The sequence below is a fragment of the Frisingicoccus caecimuris genome, from assembly GCF_004340975.1.
In the GTDB taxonomy this organism is placed as follows: domain Bacteria; phylum Bacillota; class Clostridia; order Lachnospirales; family Lachnospiraceae; genus Frisingicoccus; species Frisingicoccus caecimuris.
Genome location: NZ_SLXA01000008.1, coordinates 12714 through 29189, shown reverse-complemented (window position 1 = coordinate 29189; position 16476 = coordinate 12714). Strand labels below are relative to the sequence as shown.

Genomic DNA, 16476 nt, shown 5'->3' with positions numbered 1-16476 from the left:
TTTGCGGATGGAAGCCCTTTGCTATGAGTACTTGCGAACTGAAGGAATATAAAAGGAGGAATTATGGTGTACGAAAAAGTTTCTACGAATATGAATTTTGTGGAAAGAGAAAAGAAAGTAGAAAAATTCTGGCAGGAAAATGACATTTTCAAAAAGAGTATCGAATCCCGGAAGAATGCTCCGGAATATACGTTTTACGATGGACCGCCGACGGCTAATGGAAAACCCCATATTGGTCACGTGCTGACCCGTGTCATTAAAGATATGATTCCGCGTTATAAGACGATGAAGGGCTATCAGGTGCCAAGAAAGGCCGGATGGGATACCCATGGTCTGCCTGTGGAACTGGAAGTTGAAAAGATGCTCGGTCTGGATGGAAAAGAGCAGATTGAGGAATATGGTCTGATTCCATTTATCGATAAATGCAAAGAAAGCGTGTGGAAATACAAAGGCATGTGGGAGGACTTTTCCGGCACTGTAGGTTTCTGGGCCGACATGGAGCACCCTTATGTTACCTATCATGACGATTACATCGAATCTGAATGGTGGGCACTGAAACAGATATGGGAAAAAGGCCTGCTGTACAAGGGCTTTAAGGTTGTTCCTTACTGCCCGCGCTGTGGGACTCCGTTGTCTGCTCAGGAAGTGGCTCAGGGCTATAAGGACGTTAAGGAACGTTCGGCAATCGTGCGTTTCAAAGTTGTCGGTGAAGATGCCTATATTCTGGCATGGACAACAACCCCTTGGACATTGCCTTCCAACGTGGCTCTTTGTGTGAATGCGGATGAGGACTATGCCAAGGTCAAAGCTGCTGACGGCTATACTTATTATATGGCAGAAGCGCTGCTGGATACAGTGCTTGGCAAATTAAAAACAGAAGATGCTCCGGCTTATGAAGTTCTGGAAACTTTCAAAGGTAAAGCTCTCGAATATAAAGAATATGAACCGCTTTATGAGGCAGCGGCAAAAATTGCTGAAAAACAGCATAAAAAAGCCTTCTATGTACTGTGTGATGAATACGTTACATTGACCGACGGTACAGGTGTTGTGCATCAGGCTCCGGCTTTCGGTGAAGATGACGCCCGTGTTGGCCGTAAGTATGACATGCCGTTTGTACAGCTTGTTGATGCCAAAGGTAACATGACAGAGGATACGCCATTTGCAGGAAAATTTGTAAAGAAAGCAGACCCACTGGTACTTGAAGATCTGAAAAGCCGTGGACTTCTTTTCGACGCACCGAAGTTTGAACACAGCTATCCGCATTGCTGGCGCTGTGATACTCCGCTGATCTATTATGCAAGAGAATCCTGGTTTATCAAGATGACGGCAGTGAAAGATGATTTGATCCGCAATAATAATACGATCAACTGGATTCCGCAGAGTATCGGCAAAGGCCGTTTCGGTGACTGGCTTGAAAATGTTCAGGACTGGGGGATCAGTCGTAACCGTTACTGGGGAACTCCATTAAATATCTGGGAATGTGAATGCGGCCATCAACATTCCATTGGAAGTCGTCAGGAACTTTTCGAGATGAGTGGCAATGAAGCAGCGAAAACCGTAGAATTCCACCGTCCGTATATCGATGAGATTACCATTACCTGTCCAAAGTGCGGAAAACCGATGAAACGTGTACCGGAAGTGATCGACTGCTGGTTTGATTCCGGTTCCATGCCATTTGCACAGCATCACTATCCATTTGAAAATGAGGATGTGTTCAAGGCCCAGTTCCCGGCGGATTTCATTTCCGAAGCGGTAGACCAGACCCGTGGATGGTTTTATTCTCTGCTGGCGATCTCGACGTTGCTTTTCAATGAAGCGCCGTATAAAAATGTTATCGTTCTCGGACATGTTCAGGATGAAAATGGCCAGAAGATGAGTAAGTCCAAGGGAAATGCGGTAGATCCGTTCGAAGCATTGGAGACCTATGGGGCTGATGCGATTCGCTGGTATTTCTATGTAAATTCCGCACCATGGCTGCCAAACCGTTTCCATGGAAAAGCGGTTGTGGAAGGACAGCGTAAATTCATGGGTACATTGTGGAATACTTACGCATTTTTTGTCCTGTATGCGAATATTGATAAGTTTGATGCTACAGAATATACATTGGACTATGAAAAATTATCTGTTATGGATAAATGGCTTCTGTCCAAACTGAATACACTGATTAAAGAAGTGGATGATGATCTTGGAAATTACCGGATTCCGGATGCAGGACGTGCACTTCAGGAATTTGTGGATGATATGAGTAACTGGTATGTTCGCCGGAGCCGTGAGCGGTTCTGGGCAAAGGGTATGCCGCAGGATAAGATCAATGCCTACATGACATTGTATACAGCACTTGTTACGGTGGTTAAGGTGGCTGCACCGATGATTCCGTTTATGTCTGAAGATATTTATCAGAACCTGGTTCGCAGTGTGGATAAGACAGCTCCCGAAAGTATTCATTTGTGTGATTTCCCGCAAGAAAACGAAGATTTTATCGATCACGAACTGGAAGCCAATATGGATCTGGTACTTCAGATTGTTGTGGCTGGCCGTGCCTGCCGTAACACAGCCAACATTAAAAACCGTCAGCCAATCGGTCAGATGTATGTCAAAGCGGATTTTGAGCTTCCGGAATTCTATCAGGAAATCGTGGAAGATGAGCTGAATGTAAAGAAGATGGCTTTTGCCCAGGATGTGAGCGCTTTTACATCTTATACATTTAAGCCTCAGCTTCGTACCGTTGGTCCGAAATATGGAAAACTTCTTGGCGGCATCAAACAGTATCTGAGCAGTGTGGACGGCAATAAGGCGATGGCAGAACTGAAAGAAAACGGACAGCTTACCTTTGAGGTCAATGGGGAGAGTGTTGTACTTCTGGAAGAGGATTTGTTAATTGACTCTGCTCAGACGGAAGGCTATGTATCTGTAACAGACAAAAATGTTACGGTTGTTCTGGACACTCAGCTGACGGAGGAACTGATTGAAGAAGGTTTCGTGCGTGAGATTATCTCCAAGGTTCAGACAATGCGTAAAGAAGCTGATTTCGAGGTCACAGACCACATTGTTCTTTCTATGGAAGGTAATGAAAAGCTGAAAGCTATTACAGAAAAGAATGCGGACAGCGTGAAGAAAGATGTCCTTGCTGAAGCAGTCGCTTTCGGAAGCACAGATGGTTATGTAAAAGAATGGAATATTAATGGTGAGACAGTAACACTGGGTGTTAAGAAAGCCTGAAAATACAGGATAATGGAGGGAATCTTATTGGAAACGAATACAGAAACAGTAGTAAAGAACCCGACAGCAATTGGTTTTGACAAAGAAGTTTTTAAGAAAAATGTGTTAGATAATTTAAAATCTCTGTTCCGTAAGACGATGGAGACAGCAAGTCAACAGGAAATTTTTCAGGCAGTGGCTTTTGAAGTAAAGGACCTGATCATTGACCGGTGGCTTGCAACGCAGAAAGCCTATAAGGAACAGGATGCAAAATATGTGTATTACTTGTCCATGGAGTTTTTGATGGGCCGGGCCCTTGGCAACAATCTCATCAATCTGTGCTGCTATGATGAAGTGGCAGAGGTCCTTGAGGAACTTGGACTGGATATCAATGTTATCGAGGACCAGGAGCCGGACGCCGCTCTGGGCAATGGCGGCCTGGGACGTCTGGCGGCCTGTTTCATCGAGTCCTTATCCACATTGAACTATCCGGTGTACGGCTGTGGTATCCGTTATAAATACGGCATGTTCAAGCAGGAAATTCATGACGGATATCAGGTGGAAGTGCCGGATAACTGGCTGGAAAACGGAAATCCATTTGAGATTAAGCGTCCGGAATATACTCAGACGGTTAAATTCGGCGGTTATGTCCGGATTGAGTGGGATGCGGAACGTCAGAGAAACCGTTTTATCCATGACGGATATCAGGCAGTCAATGCCGTACCATACGATATTCCGGTTGTCGGTTACGGCAATAATGTGGTCAATGTACTGCGAATCTGGGATGCACAGCCCATTCAGGAATTTAACCTGGCATCCTTTGATAAAGGCGATTATCTTCAGGCGGTAGAGCAGGAGAATCTGGCGAAAAACATTGTTGACGTGCTTTATCCAAACGATAACCATTACAGTGGCAAAGAACTTCGATTGAAACAGCAGTATTTCTTCGTATCTGCCAGTGTTCAGCAGGCCATCAGAAAATATAAAGAAACCCATTCAGACCTGCATAAACTGCCGGAAAAAGTATGTTTCCAGTTGAACGATACCCATCCGACGGTCACCGTGCCGGAATTAATGCGTATCCTTCTTGATGAGGAAGGTATGGAATGGGATGAAGCATGGGATATTACAACAAAATGCTGCGCTTATACAAACCATACGATCATGGCAGAAGCTCTGGAAAAATGGCCGGTAGATTTATTTATGCGTCTCCTTCCAAGAATTTATCAGATCGTGCAGGAGATCAATCGTCGCTTCCTCATCGAGGTAGAGGAACGTTATCCGAATCAGTATAATAAGATTCGAAGCATGGCGATTCTTTATGAGGGCCAGGTCCGCATGGCGAATATGGCGATCGTGGCAGGCTTTTCTGTCAATGGTGTAGCCCGCCTGCATACAGAGATTCTTGAAAAGCGTGAACTGAGAGATTTCTATGAGATGATGCCTGAAAAATTCAATAACAAAACAAATGGTATTACTCAGAGACGTTTCCTGCTTCATGGCAATCCGCTGCTGGCCTCCTGGGTGACAGAAAAAATCGGAACCGATAAGTGGATTACGGATTTACCGTTGATCAAAGGTCTGGAAGCTTATGCGGACGACACAAAAGCACAGCAGGAATTTATGGATATTAAATATAAAAATAAACTTCGTCTGGCTAAATATATTAAAGAGCATAATCATATCGATGTGGACCCGAATTCTATTTACGATGTTCAGGTAAAACGTCTGCATGAATATAAACGTCAGTTACTGAATATTTTGCATGTTATGTATTTGTATAATCAGATGAAAGCGAATCCGCAGATGGATTTCTATCCGACCACATTTATTTTTGGTGCAAAAGCAGCAGCCGGATATAAGCGGGCTAAAGAAACCATTAAGCTGATCAACTCCGTAGCGGATGTGGTAAATAACGATCCGGATATCCGCGGACGGATTAAGGTCGTGTTCATCGAAAATTATCGGGTTTCCAATGCGGAAATTATCTTTGCTGCCAGTGATGTGTCTGAGCAGATTTCTACTGCAAGTAAGGAAGCTTCCGGTACGGGCAACATGAAGTTCATGTTAAATGGTGCAGTGACGTTGGGAACAATGGATGGTGCCAATGTGGAAATCGTTGAAGAAGTCGGTGCAGAAAATGCTTTCATTTTCGGCATGTCCTCCGAGGAAGTTATGGCTTATGAGGCGAACGGCGGTTATCATCCGGAAGAGATTTACCGGAATGACCCGGATATCCACAGAATACTCGACCAGTTGGTGGATGGCACCTTCAGTCACGGTGACCGGGAAATGTTCCGGGAGATTTACAATTCCTTCCTTGCGCCTTCTTATGGTCGGGCAGACCAGTATTTTATACTGAAAGATTTCCGTTCTTATGCGGAAGCCCGGGAACGGGTAAATAAAGCTTACCAGGATAAAGCGCGTTGGGCGAAGATGGCAATGCTCAATACAGCCAATTCCGGCAAGTTTACATCGGACAGAACGATTGAGGAATATGTCAGAGATATCTGGCATCTGAAAAAAGTTCAGGTAACATTATAATAAAAATGCCTGCTGTCAAAAGCCTGAAACGCTTTTTACAGCAGGCGTTTTTTGCAGGTTCTTCCCGATATTTGCCTGGTTAATGGGAAAATTCAGTCAGAGGAAAAATGAGACGGATGATGAGGCAGCCATCGTGATAACCGGCGTCGATACGGCCGTGCATTTCTTCGGTCAGGGCTTTGGCAATGGAAAGCCCCAGACCAGTGGCCTGGCTTCCGCTGGAGACGGTATAAAAACGGTCAAACAGGTGTCCGACCTGAATCGAATCCAGACCGGCCGCCTCATTTTTAAATTGGAGGACACCATCAGTGTCCAGAGAAATACAGAAGCCGCCATCACTGTATTTCACAGCATTGCTGAGAATATTTGAAAGGATTCGGGACAGAGCGGAAGCATTCAGCCGGCATATGACGTCTGATTCGGGAAGATGAATTTGGGGCTCAATCCCGGCATTTTTAAAAGCGCCATAATAGGCGGCAAGGCTTTCTTCCAGAGCACGTTTGAGGGAGATATTTTCTCTCGCCGCATAGTTATCCACAGACATGATCACGGAATAGCGAAACAATTCTTCGGCCAGTTCTTTCAGAGCCCGGACTCTTCCACTGATCACGGAGAGATATTCACGGACGGTATCTGAAGTTTCTTCTCTTGCCAGCAAATCCATATAACCGCAGATAGCAGTCAGAGGCGTGCGCAAATCGTGAGAAATACTGGATACGGCGCTTTTTAATTCAGAATCCCCCAGAGCATAGCGTATGTGTTCTTTACGGAGCAGTTTTAGCTGCCGGTCCATATCGGCAGCTAAAGCCCGCATTTTTTTGTCGGAAGTGGAAATATCAATACCTACATTGGTATCGTTTCTGAGACGTGCGGCAAATTCGGTCCGCAATTCGTCTGCTCCGTGGTGTATAGAGCGTATTTTGATAAGACATATGGTCAGTCCAATACCCAACAGGATACATAGTATTATAAAGAAATTTAGAATCATAAAAATGCCTCTTGATTATTTGATATCCTTTTTATTGAAAACAAAAAGTCCGAACAAATTAGTCACAGCAATGATAATGATGGAATAAACTCCAAGTCGGTAAGGATGAAGAACCTCAAGATTTGCAATCTGGGCGCACTGGCCGCTCGGGAGAAAATCCATGAAAAACTGATAAATCTGGCGTTTGATTCCGGTGAGATACATTGGATTCGGCATCTGTTCAAAAGAAAAGTTTCCATTAACGGAGACAGCGGCGTCGATGATTTCCGGCTGAGACAGCGAGGAATAGAGATAGACGCTTGCAAAGAACAGGACGACCGAGATCAGTATACAGATCATGACTGTATGGGATTTGCTGGAGCATAACATGCCGATCATGTTATAGACAGAGGCATAGGCAATGCATACCAGAAGGGTATCTGCAATCAATAGGGTCATGCCATTTAAGGCCATTTCCGGCGTTCCAAACAGGGGGACACCGATAGCAAGGTTTACGATGATTCCCCAAACAGAGAGAATAACACCAACCAGCGCGCAGGTAATAAAATTAGACAGATAAATATGCTGCCGGCTGTGTCCCACCAGAATTTTATTCCGTATCGTTCCGTCGTTATAATCGGTTCCGATAAAGAGACTGATGATAACAGAAAGAATAATCCCGATAATGATAAGGAAGGAAAACAGCATGCCGTCCAGGGCGAGTTTTTCATTATATTTTGTCATAACTTCATAACTGGAAAACAGCATGAAGGCATTCCATACAAGGATGAAGGCCAGACTGAGGCAAAAGGAGAGGGAACATCTTATGCGGATAAAGTTGGAAACCAGTAATTTACTCATAATCCTCACCTCCTACAAGACGGATATAATAGCTTTCCAGACTCTCGTCTTTTTCATTAATGGTAATAATTTTACAGTCTTCTTCGGCAAGCTTCACGGTCATATCCGTAATATCTGTGTGACCGTAAATATCTGCCTGTGTATCCGAGATGATTTTGTAGTCCAGTTTTTCTTTATCCAGAAATCGAATCAAAGCCCGTATATCGGAAACTTCAATATGCATACACTTACGGCAGGCGGCTTCCAGTTCTTCAGCGCTGATTTCCCGGACAATATGTCCTTTTTCGATAAAACCATAATGAGTAGCCAGCCTGGATAGTTCATCCAGTATATGGCTGGAAATCAGGAAAGTTATCTGATGCTCCTGATTTAGTTTTAAAATTAATTCACGGATTTCAATGATTCCCTGTGGGTCCAGACCGTTGATGGGTTCATCCAGAACAAGAAAATCCGGGTCTCCTGCCAGCGCAATGGCAATACCGAGACGTTGGCGCATTCCAAGGGAAAAGTTTTTTGCTTTTTTTCGTCCGGCATGGCCGAGACCGACAAGATTGAGAAGTTCGTCAATGCCTTCAAAAGAAGGTTTGCCTAAAATGATATATTGGTGTTTCAGATTTTCTTCGGCGGTCATATTAAGATAAATGGATGGGGTTTCGACAACAGCACCCATACGGCGTCTGGCATCATGCAGGCTTTTCGAAGTATTTTTCTTTCCATAAAGTGTATATTCCCCCTCGGAGGGCGATTGAAGTCCGCAGATGAGACGAATCAGGGTTGTTTTACCGGCACCGTTTTTTCCGACGAATCCATAGATAGCGCCCTTTGGAACCTTCATATTGAGATGGTCCAGGGCTTTAAAATGGCCATAATGTTTTGAGAGGGCCTGAGTTGTCAGTACATATTCCATGGGATAGCCTCCTTTTATTTGATAGGACCATTTTAAGTGAGAAACGTTAAGAGAGCGGTAAAGAAAAACGTAAATAAAAAGTAAATAAAGATTAAAGGTCATCTTCCCTTAATTTAAAACCGATACCCCAGACGGCTTCAATATAGTCTTTGCCGTTAATGCTCCGAAGCTTTTTTCGAAGGTTGCTGATATGAACTTTTAAGGAGCTTTCCATGCAGTCCGGCGTGTCCATGGCAATCTTGTCCAGCATGACCGATTTTGTGATCACCTGAGACGGATTTTGCATCAAAAGCTTTAGAATGGCAAATTCTGTTTTGGTCAGATGGACATTATTAGAAGAGACTGAAACCCTGTGACTGTCCGGGTCCAGAAGAATCTCATCAAAGGTCAGCATCTCTCCGGGGTGAAGGCCGGGGCGGCGGCGCAATTGAACAGTGATCCGTGCGAGGAGTTCCTCCATCTCAAAAGGCTTGGTGAGATAATCGACGGCACCACCGAGTAAAACGTTGACTTTATTTTGGATATCTACTTTGGCGCTGATGACGATGACAGGAACCTTTTGGATTTTTGTCAGAACCTTTTCTCCGGAACAGCCCGGAAGCATCAGGTCGAGCAGAATCAGGTCCGGCTGAGTCTGTTCAAATAACATAAGAGCTTCCGTTCCCGAATAGGCGCGGATGACTGAATATCCGGCCCGGGTCAGAACTTCTTCCAACATATTTCCTATATAACAATCATCATCTACAATAGCTATCGTATACATATATTCACCTGCTTTATTTTTGCCAAGTGCTTTCATTTTATCATGGGAACCGGGGAAAACCAAGGAGCGAGGGAAGGAATTAAGAAACTTGCAAGAATTGCCGTGGGCAAGAACCAGAACTTATGCGCCAGATTGTGGCTTTTGTCGAACGAAAAAGAGGGATTTTAGTTTCGCCGGGGGATATAATAGTACAAAAAGAAAGGGGGATGAGGCAGATGACAGAACATGAATTTTTGTTAGAAATATCAAATATAATTGACATAAAACTGGCTCCTTTAAAAAAGGATATTCAAGCGGTAAAATTTCATATTGAGCAGGATGTGAAACCCAATATCCGAATCCTTTCGCAGAATTATCTGCCGGCCGCCCAGCGGTACGCGTCGGCAACAAACCAGGTGGAATCGGTCGGGCAGGATGTTGAGCTGCTCAAAAGGATTGTTGCCGGGCATAGTGAAAAGCTGGATGCAATATCTGCCTGATCAGATAAAGAAGATAAGTATCATACAGAAAATAACCAGAAACAAAACCAGTGGGTAGACAATCTGAAAAGGCGGTACAAATCCGGCTTTTTCCCCCCGACGCATCCGATTGATATTTTGCAGAGCCATAAAAGAAGTCGCTGAAAAAATGAACATGGCTGCCGTTTCCAGCACATAGATAAGGGTGTGTTTATTTGTGGCATCGAAACGACACAGGAGCATGCCGATATTTATAAGAGCCATGAGCAGGGCGAATATGGAAAGAAAGCGAAGCAGTCGGCACCAGCGGTTTTCCATAGCATAGAGAGAGTCGAGGTCCGTATATATTTTTGTATCTTCCTCTGAAAGTCCCTGGACATATGGGCGGCGGAAATAGTGCCAGCCGTTAAAAGTAGAGTTTACATATTCCCAACCCGCATCCTGAAAACATTCAATGTAACGGCTTTTGTCGGATATCTTAGGACAATAGTCTAATTGGTAAATGTAGCGAATAGAGTTGTCTTTACGAAAAACAGAATGAAAACATCCGCCTTTGACCAGCTGCAGACCGTTTTTTGAAGCTTCATTCAGATCATTCTCTTCACGTTTATATTCCCATACGGCATAAAATTTATGACTGGTGATAGTGTCTTTCATGTTAGTTGCCCTCCTTAATTACTTTTTCTGAAATTTCTACCAGGTGTTTCAGACGCCGGATTTCCTGTTCCAGAATATCCCGGCCTGAATCGGTTAATTCATAGAGCCGCTTGCGTTTATCTTCGGGATTATCGCTGAAGGTTTCACGAATCCATCCCTTCTTCATCATATTTTCCGTCGCACCGTACATGGTACCGGAACCGATTTTTACATTTCCCTGTGAAAGTTCTGCGGTTTTCTGCATAATGCCATAGCCGTGCATGGGGGTATGGTAAAGGCAGAGAAGAATATAAAAATAACTTTCAGTGAGAGGTTCATTTTTTCTGGACATGTTCATCCTCCTGTAGTGTATATATGTCGATTGACGATATATCATCTTTAAATATATCGCATCACGATATATATCGTCTGTCAACATATTTTCCTGCTTTTTATTATTCAGAGGATATGATATACTGAAAAAAGTGATAGGTATGAACCCGGAGGATGTGAAAAATGTATCAGAAGGACAAAATAAATGAAATATATCGTCAGATTGCTCATATTGGAAAGCAGTTTGGAGTAGAAAAGATTGTGCTTTTTGGGTCAAGAGCCAGAGGGACAAATCAGGAAAAAAGCGATATCGATCTGGCTGTATATGGATGTGAAAAGTTTTTCGATTTTCAGGCAGAAGTAGAAGAAAAGGTATGGACACTGCTTCGTTTTGATATGGTGGATATGAACAGAGAAAGTATTTCAGAGGAATTACTTGATGAAATCAATAGAGATGGAGTTATCTTATATGAAAAAATTTGATAATTATGTAAGACAGTTAAATGTTTTGAAGAAAGCCTATGATGAAGACATGGATAATGAATTTATTATCAGTGGTATTATTGATAAATTTTCTCTTCAATTTGAATTGGGCTGGAAAGTGTTAAAAGAACTTTTGGTGTATGAAGGTGAAAGCAGAGCAAAGACGGGTTCTCCGAGGGAGATTTTAAAAGCGTCTTACGCATATTTTGGCTTCTTGGATGAAGATGTCTGGCTTTCGATGCTTCGGGATAGAAATGATACCAGTCATATTTATAATGGTAATCAGGCAAAAGAACTTGCACGAATGATATTGGACAGATATATTCCGGCATTTATTGATTTAAAGGTGAAAATAGAAGAAAAATACGAAGATGTTTTAAATGAGCTATAGAACAATCCCTCAGTCATGGATAGGTATTCCGGTGACTAAGGGATTGTTTTGTTATAATGTCACGAAAGTTGGTTCGTGCCCGGTATATTTTAAAAATTTGTCATAGATATCCGAAGTCCTGATCTGCAGGCTGGAGGTGTTGACACAAGGATGGCATCCCATATACTCACGGTTCAGAGCTTCGGTGTCAATGAGCAGACGGACGTTGTGCTCTGTGTCATTCATCAGTCCAAGAATGCTGACAGAGCCGGGATGGATATCCAGATATCTGACCATGAATTCTTCCTCTGCGAAGGAGAGCCGCGCCGTGCCGATCTGTCTGGAAAGGACGGCTGTGCGGAACTTTTTGTGGTGGGGAAGAAGAAGCAGATAAAATTTGGTTTTCTGTGTATTGCGTAAAAACAGGTTTTTACAGTGGTCGATATCTAAGAGGGCGTCGATGCCGTCACAATCTTCCATCGTCATAGCGGCTCCGTGGTCAAGCCGCCGGAAAGGGATATTTAATTGTTCCAGCAGGCGGTAAGTGCGGAGTTCACGCTCCTGGCGTCCTTCGGTATCGGCTGGAGCCCCGTCGTAAACGGTAGTGTCGATAATGATGGACATAACAGACCTTCTTTCGTTAAATATGAAGAATTGCACCGGCAATTTTGAAATACATCATCAGGGATAATGCGTCAACAATGGTCGTGATAAAAGGACTGGCCATGACCGCCGGGTCAAAACCGAGACGTTTGGCTAAGACCGGCAGAGAACAGCCGACCAGTTTGGCAAATACAACGGTAACGATCAGTGTCAGGCAGACAACAGCAGCAATAGTGACGGTCACCCGGTCAATGACGAGCAGTTTTACAAAGTTGGCAACGGCCAGAGTAGCGCCAATCAAAATGCCGACCAATAATTCTTTAAGTAAAATTTTCAGCGTATCCGAATAGTCGATCTCATTCAGGGAAAGACCGCGGATAATGGATACGGAAGCCTGGCTTCCGGCATTGCCGCCTGTGTCCATAAGCATCGGAATAAAAGCGGTCAAAACCACATAAGAAGCTAATGCTGCCTCATAGTGGGAGATGATCCGTCCGGTAAATGTGGCGGATATCATCAAAATCAAAAGCCAGGGGATACGTTTTTTCCATGTTTCCAGCACGCCGGTCTTCATGTAAGGCTTATCTGTTGGTGTAATGGCTGCCATCTTTTCAATATCCTCAGTGGCTTCCTGCTGTAAGATATCTACGATATCATCGACCGTGATAATACCGACAAGGCGACCTTCGCTGTCGACTACGGGGATTGACGTAAAGTCGTATTTCTGAAAAAGTTGGGCAACTTCTTCCTGGTCTGTCTGAGTGTTTACGGAGATGACATGGTCTTCCATGATATTACTCATCTTTTCTACCGGGTCACTCAAAAGCAGACGGCGCAGGGAAATAGCGCCGAGCAAACGGCGGTGCGGATTCAGGATATAACATGTATTGATCGTCTCTTTATCAATTCCTTCCATACGGATTTTGCGGAGAGACTGTTCCACGGTATAGGATTCCTTCAAATCCATGAACTCCACAGTCATAATACTTCCGGCAGAGTCATCCGGGTATTGGAGAAGATGGTTGATATCCCGGCGCGTTTCCGGGTCGGCATTGGCTAAAAGTTTTTTCACCACATTGGCCGGCATTTCGTCAATCAGAGCTGCCGCATCATCGGCGTTCAAATTATCCAGAATATGGCCGGCTTCCTTGTCAGACAGGGCAACGATGATGTCCTGTTCAAGTTCAATGGGGAGATAGGAAAATACGTCGGCTGCCAGAGATTTTGGCAGTAGTCGAAAAATTTTATTTCGCTCGTCTTTTGGAAATTCCTCAATCAGTACGGCAATATCTACCGGATTCATCTCGGCAATTTCCCGGCGAGCTTCAATGTACAGCTTGTTTTCTAATAATTCATTAATCTTATTAAACATCGCCATTCTCCTTTTCGGTATGTAGTTTTTACAAAATCAGAGGGCTCGGGCCCGGGAACGTCAAGAAAATTTTCTATATGATGTTTCATAAAAACCACCTGCCTTTCGGAAAAATGTCATTAATTAGTATAACACAAAAAAACAAAATGAACAGTCCCACCATTGTTTTTTTGCCAATTAACCGATATAATGATGTGGGATGTGATAGAAATGAAAATAACAAAAGTTTTATTAAAAGATGTGGGAGAAAGACTTTTTTTCTCCTATCCGGAACATACCGTTTTAGAGAATGTTGATTTCAGGATCGGTCTTTCAGTAAGTCAGCTGGATGAAAATAAAAAACTTTATTTCGGAAGTGATCGTGTATCAAGTTGCCATATTATGCTCGACGGTCGGGCAGAGGCAGTGAATTGCGAATCCGGAAAACAGACGTTTGAGATTGGACAGACTTTTTCCTGTGAGGAGCAGGAAAGTCTGGAATTAACCGGAACTGGCCGGGTTTTTAATATGTTTATGGCCGGTGGTGTCCGAGGTTTTATTCGAAAGATGATACTTGATAAAGAGAAGAAAATGCGTGTGGGGGAAGCGATGGGCGCTTGCGTGATGGCATTTTTAGGATTTGATACCGGATTCCGGATGGAATGGAATGGTGAGGAATGCTCTTGTGAGGCAGGAAGTGGGATTGTTATTGAGATCGATAAAAAGGAATTTGTCAGCCTGAATTTTATTCCGGAAAAAACCAACATGCCGATAGCCTGTGTTACGGGAGTATTGCTGAACGATCATGATTTTGGAAAATTTGTCGGCGTGCATTTTCTGGAACGGGGCGAAGGAACATGTAAAGCCCGGTTGGATATTCGCCCGGAGCATATGAATCCGATCGGAACAGTGCATGGCGGTTGCCTGTTCACACTGGCGGATGCAGTCTGTGGCATCGCGGCTTCTTCTCTGGGAGGCATTTGTACAACGGTCAACAGTAATATCCAGTTTTTAAATGCGGCCTTCTGGCCGAAATATCTGATTGCGGAAGCTGTGCCGAAAAAGCTGGGGAAAAAAATTCGGACTTTTTTGGTGGAAATCCGGGATGATAAAGAGATGCTGATTTGTACGGTTGATATGGTATTTTACAGTCTGCAGCAGTGACCGGGATGGGCGTTTTGAACGGAACAGGGTGTTGCGGAGCTGGAATGCTTGTGTTAAAATGGGCCTGACTATAAGAAATCAGATATGGAGGGAGAGACAATGAGCGATTTGAGTTTTATGATCACTACAGATACATGCTGTGACTTGCCAAAAAGTTACATTCAAGAGCATGGGCTTGATGTAGTTACATTATATTACAATATGAAAGGCGTTGCTTACGGCAAGGAGATAGAACTGGAAGTTAAAGAATTTTATGACATGATGCGGGGCGGGGAGATGCCGACGACTATGGCGGCCAATCCGGAAGAACTGCATGAAATGTTTGAAAAATATTTGAAGGAAGGAAAGGATATCCTGCATTTGGCCTTTTCTTCGGAATTGAGCAGCAGCTATAATAACGCGGCGGTCGTTGCCAGTGAATTAAATGAACAGTATACAGAAAATAAAGTGATCGTCATAGATACGTTGTCGGCATCACTGGGTCAGGGACTGGTCGTTCATAAAGCTGTGCAGCTTCGCAAAGAAGGCAAAACCATTGAAGAGACGGCAGCCTGGGTTGAAGAAAATAAGCTGCATTTCTGCCATCAGTTTACGGTAGATGACCTCAATCATTTGTATCGGGGCGGAAGAGTTTCAAAGCTGACGGCTGTGGCCGGAACATTGATTCATGTAAAACCAATTCTTCATGTCAGTGATGAAGGCCGATTGATTCCAATCGGAAAAGTGCGTGGGCGAAAGAAGTCACTGAATGCCCTTGTAGATAATATGGAGCGGACCATCGGCAGCTATCGGGATAAGAATGACATCGTATTTATCAGTCATGGGGATGCGCCGGAAGAGGCAGAATATGTAGCCGGTCTGGTTAAAGAACGATTCGGTATTGAAAACTTTCTGATCAGTCCGGTAAGCCCGACGATCGGCGCCCATTCCGGACCGGGGACCATTGCACTGTTCTATATGGGAGACCGTAGATAATCCGTCAGGCTATGTAATTCACAGTGACCCGGAATACATACCCATCCGGGCATACCGTATGTCAGATGCTTCGCATGGGTGTAAAATAAGGCTGCCAGAAACACGTTTTAGTATGTTTCTGGCAGCTTTTTTAATCGACGCCCCGGAGAAAGACACGGGGAATATATTCTTTCATGAGTGCCTGTATAGCCATCAGTTCATCCTTCGAATAGCTGGAGAAAATCGGCATAATGACATCTTCAGAAGCAACATAAGATTGAATATAGTAAGCCATGGAGCCTTCCAGCCAGCGGGCGATTTCGTACATATCGTCAATGGAATGAAGTTCACGGACAACGGTTGTACGGAATTCATAGTCCAGGCCGCTGTCACGAATTAAATCTACAGACAGTTTGATCCGGGTCAGGTCGAAATCCGTCCGTCCGACGGTTTTTGCATATTTTTCCTGACTGTTTTTAATATCCATGGCGATATAATCGACAAGGCCTTCTTTAAATAAATGGTCAAGCTGAATCGGGTCATAGCCGTTGGTGTCCAGCTTGACAAGATATCCCATACTTTTTATATCATAAAGTAATTCCCTTAAGTCCGGCTGAAACGTCGGTTCACCGCCGGTGACACATACGCCGTCCAATACACCGCGGCGTTTCTCAAGAAAGGCGTAAACCTCTTCCAAAGGAATATTCGGAAGCTGAGACGCCTTGGTGACGAGAGAGCCATTATGACAGAAAGGACATTTAAACTGGCAATTGCCGACAAATAATGTGGCGGCCACATGTCCGGGATAGTCTAATAAAGTTGTTTTTGCAAGTCCTTTGATTTCCATGCGTATACCCTCTTCAAATTTTAAATCATTTGTTTTC

Annotated in this window: 16 protein-coding genes; 7 read left to right on the top strand and 9 right to left on the bottom strand. The window is 43.9% G+C overall.

Annotated features, from left to right (window positions below):
• The first annotated feature begins 66 nt into the window (after positions 1 to 66).
• Positions 67 to 3219, top strand: a complete 3153-nt coding sequence (gene ileS, locus EV212_RS08790; RefSeq protein WP_132092175.1) for an isoleucine--tRNA ligase — start codon at positions 67 to 69, stop codon at positions 3217 to 3219.
• A gap of 12 nt (positions 3220 to 3231) precedes the next feature.
• The gene (locus EV212_RS08785; protein ID WP_132091956.1) at positions 3232 to 5742 is read left to right on the top strand and encodes a glycogen/starch/alpha-glucan phosphorylase; all 2511 of its coding nucleotides are present in this window, start codon (positions 3232 to 3234) and stop codon (positions 5740 to 5742) included.
• A gap of 79 nt (positions 5743 to 5821) precedes the next feature.
• On the opposite strand, the gene EV212_RS08780 is transcribed toward EV212_RS08785, so the two are convergent.
• From EV212_RS08780 to EV212_RS08765, 4 genes are all read right to left on the bottom strand, one after another.
• On the bottom strand, positions 5822 to 6730 hold the full coding sequence (locus EV212_RS08780) for a sensor histidine kinase (RefSeq protein ID WP_207669090.1): 909 nt from the start codon (positions 6728 to 6730) through the stop codon (positions 5822 to 5824).
• A gap of 15 nt (positions 6731 to 6745) precedes the next feature.
• Positions 6746 to 7570 (bottom strand): ABC transporter permease subunit, encoded by an 825-nt coding sequence (locus EV212_RS08775; RefSeq protein WP_132091953.1) that lies wholly within the window; start codon positions 7568 to 7570, stop codon positions 6746 to 6748.
• Positions 7563 to 8477 (bottom strand): ATP-binding cassette domain-containing protein, encoded by a 915-nt coding sequence (locus tag EV212_RS08770; RefSeq protein WP_132091950.1) that lies wholly within the window; start codon positions 8475 to 8477, stop codon positions 7563 to 7565. The genes EV212_RS08775 and EV212_RS08770 overlap by 8 nt, the downstream gene beginning before the upstream one ends.
• Before the next feature lie 91 nt (positions 8478 to 8568).
• Positions 8569 to 9240: a response regulator transcription factor gene (locus tag EV212_RS08765; protein WP_132091947.1), complete on the bottom strand. Its 672-nt coding sequence runs from the start codon at positions 9238 to 9240 to the stop codon at positions 8569 to 8571.
• Between the two features lie 215 nt (positions 9241 to 9455).
• Here EV212_RS08765 and EV212_RS08760 point away from each other — a divergent pair, with 215 nt between their 5' ends.
• Positions 9456 to 9719 carry a hypothetical protein gene (locus tag EV212_RS08760; RefSeq protein WP_132091944.1) on the top strand — a complete coding sequence of 88 codons (264 nt, stop codon included), beginning with the start codon at positions 9456 to 9458 and terminating at the stop codon, positions 9717 to 9719.
• On the opposite strand, the gene EV212_RS08755 is transcribed toward EV212_RS08760, so the two are convergent.
• Together EV212_RS08755 and EV212_RS08750 are read right to left on the bottom strand one after the other, a co-directional pair.
• A complete protein-coding gene (locus tag EV212_RS08755) occupies positions 9720 to 10355 on the bottom strand; it encodes a DUF2812 domain-containing protein (protein ID WP_132091941.1) in 636 nt (211 codons plus the stop codon).
• A 1-nt stretch (position 10356) separates the two neighbouring features.
• A complete protein-coding gene (locus tag EV212_RS08750; RefSeq protein ID WP_132091937.1) occupies positions 10357 to 10686 on the bottom strand; it encodes a PadR family transcriptional regulator in 330 nt (109 codons plus the stop codon).
• 164 nt (positions 10687 to 10850) lie between these two features.
• Between EV212_RS08750 and EV212_RS08745 the strand changes: the two genes are divergently transcribed.
• Positions 10851 to 11150 carry a nucleotidyltransferase family protein gene (locus EV212_RS08745; protein ID WP_207669089.1) on the top strand — a complete coding sequence of 100 codons (300 nt, stop codon included), beginning with the start codon at positions 10851 to 10853 and terminating at the stop codon, positions 11148 to 11150.
• Entirely contained in the window at positions 11137 to 11541 is a 405-nt protein-coding gene (locus EV212_RS08740) for an HI0074 family nucleotidyltransferase substrate-binding subunit (RefSeq protein WP_132091934.1), read from the top strand. The genes EV212_RS08745 and EV212_RS08740 overlap by 14 nt, the downstream gene beginning before the upstream one ends.
• Positions 11542 to 11592: 51 nt before the next feature.
• On the opposite strand, the gene EV212_RS08735 is transcribed toward EV212_RS08740, so the two are convergent.
• Both EV212_RS08735 and mgtE read right to left on the bottom strand, forming a co-directional pair.
• Positions 11593 to 12144, bottom strand: coding sequence for a prolyl-tRNA synthetase associated domain-containing protein (locus EV212_RS08735; protein ID WP_132091931.1), 552 nt, complete (start codon positions 12142 to 12144; stop codon positions 11593 to 11595).
• Positions 12145 to 12160: 16 nt separating this feature from the next.
• Entirely contained in the window at positions 12161 to 13495 is a 1335-nt protein-coding gene (mgtE, locus tag EV212_RS08730) for a magnesium transporter (RefSeq protein WP_207669088.1), read from the bottom strand.
• A 210-nt stretch (positions 13496 to 13705) separates the two neighbouring features.
• Between mgtE and EV212_RS08725 the strand changes: the two genes are divergently transcribed.
• Together EV212_RS08725 and EV212_RS08720 are read left to right on the top strand one after the other, a co-directional pair.
• Positions 13706 to 14638: a PaaI family thioesterase gene (locus EV212_RS08725; RefSeq protein WP_165873343.1), complete on the top strand. Its 933-nt coding sequence runs from the start codon at positions 13706 to 13708 to the stop codon at positions 14636 to 14638.
• A gap of 99 nt (positions 14639 to 14737) precedes the next feature.
• Positions 14738 to 15613 (top strand): DegV family protein, encoded by an 876-nt coding sequence (locus EV212_RS08720; RefSeq protein ID WP_132091922.1) that lies wholly within the window; start codon positions 14738 to 14740, stop codon positions 15611 to 15613.
• A 130-nt stretch (positions 15614 to 15743) separates the two neighbouring features.
• Here the strand turns inward: EV212_RS08720 and EV212_RS08715 are convergent, their stop codons facing one another.
• Positions 15744 to 16439, bottom strand: a complete 696-nt coding sequence (locus tag EV212_RS08715) for an anaerobic ribonucleoside-triphosphate reductase activating protein (protein ID WP_132091919.1) — start codon at positions 16437 to 16439, stop codon at positions 15744 to 15746.
• Positions 16440 to 16476 lie beyond the last annotated feature (37 nt).